Genomic DNA, 1,341 nt, shown 5'->3' on the forward strand with positions numbered 1-1,341 from the left:
CCGGCCGGCGAAGCCACGCCGGCTGAACACCGGATTCGACGAGCGCATCTCGGCCATCAGGACACGACTCCTTCCGCCGCCCGCATCCAGCCGGGCGTACAGATCGCAACTGCCGTCGGGTTCGGTCGATCATGCTGCCCGCCGCACCACCTGCCGCGCCGCCCACCATGTGGATCAACAAAGTTGATCAATAAGGTGGATCGGCAAAGCCCGGTCGATCGGCGCGCTCGCTCGACGAACCCGTCGGAATACAGAGTAGAACGCCGCGAGCGGAGGCCGTGCCCATAGTCCCGTGAACGACCGCCGGACGGCGCTGGATGACGTTGGAGCACTCCGCAAGATCGCTCGAAGCCCTCGCCGCCATGATCGCAAAACTCGCGGTGGCAACCGCCGGTGCCAGGACGGCGACCAGCATGAGGAAGGGTCACACGTCAATGACGGTGAGACATTCAGGCGAATAGTCTGATGGCATGACCGAGCGCCGGCCGGAATGATCCGGCCGGCGGCCACGGAACAGACCTGAATGTGCCGGTGGTCGGAGTCGAACCGACACTCGAGCTGTTTTTAGGACAGCCTCCTCTGCCTGTTGGGATACACCGGCTCGGCTACATCGGAGATGTTTCTACCACGCTACGTAGGATTTGTGAAAGAGACAACATGAAGAAAGTATAGGAAGTAACCGGAACCTCCTGATCCGTAACCCGTCGTGACACTCACGCCCAACTCGCCTACCGAAGGTACGCGATCAATCACAGTATGACCGGCTGGCAATACGGCCAGCGTGGCAGCGGAGCTACGCGGAGAAGGGCGGGGCATCCTGGCCCGCGACGGGGTACCTCCGGCCCGCCGCCGGGGCCGGGAAGCGCGGCGAGCGAGGAACCCGGCCCGCGCTCCAGCCACGGGCAGGCCTGCGCCCACCAGGACGTGCCCGATGGATGTTGGTCGATGCGGATGGTGATCCGGGCGGCCTCCCGCAAGGCGGAGGACAGCAGACCCCCGCACGGCTCGTAGCGGTGGATGGGGAGCGCTCAACAGCAGAGCTACTGGTGATGACAACAACACGTCGAGTGGCCATCCGGGCGCCGCCCGCGCGATCGAACATCCGTCAGACACGTCCTGGTGCCGCGTCAGCCGATGTTTGGCCGGCCGCCGTGTCCAGGTTGGTTCCCGGCAGGGCTCCGGGAGCCGCCTGGCAGCAGCGCCGCTCAGGGTTCCCGGCAACGCCGGGGGTCGCCTTGGGCACGGCGGACGGAGTGAACGTTGGCCGACGCGGCAGCAGGGGCCGGGCGCCGGGCCGGCGGTCAGCCGGACGAGGCCGGCACCAGCCGGCGGCTGCGGCGG

General features: G+C 66.9%; 1 protein-coding gene and 1 tRNA gene (1 of these 2 cut by a window edge). Both read right to left on the reverse strand.

What is annotated here, in order from left to right; all coding sequences use genetic code 11:
• Positions 1–57, reverse strand: partial view of a Bax inhibitor-1/YccA family protein gene (locus FrCorBMG51_RS00870; RefSeq protein WP_047221229.1) — the beginning only. Its footprint begins 789 nt before the window's first position; only the first 57 of its 846 coding nucleotides appear in the window; it begins with the start codon at positions 55–57; the stop codon falls past the left edge of the window.
• A 469-nt stretch (positions 58–526) separates the two neighbouring features.
• Positions 527–601: transfer RNA gene (locus FrCorBMG51_RS00875), tRNA-Leu, on the reverse strand.
• Positions 602–1,341 lie beyond the last annotated feature (740 nt).

The organism is Protofrankia coriariae (assembly GCF_001017755.1).
Classification (GTDB): Bacteria; Actinomycetota; Actinomycetes; order Frankiales; family Frankiaceae; genus Protofrankia; species Protofrankia coriariae.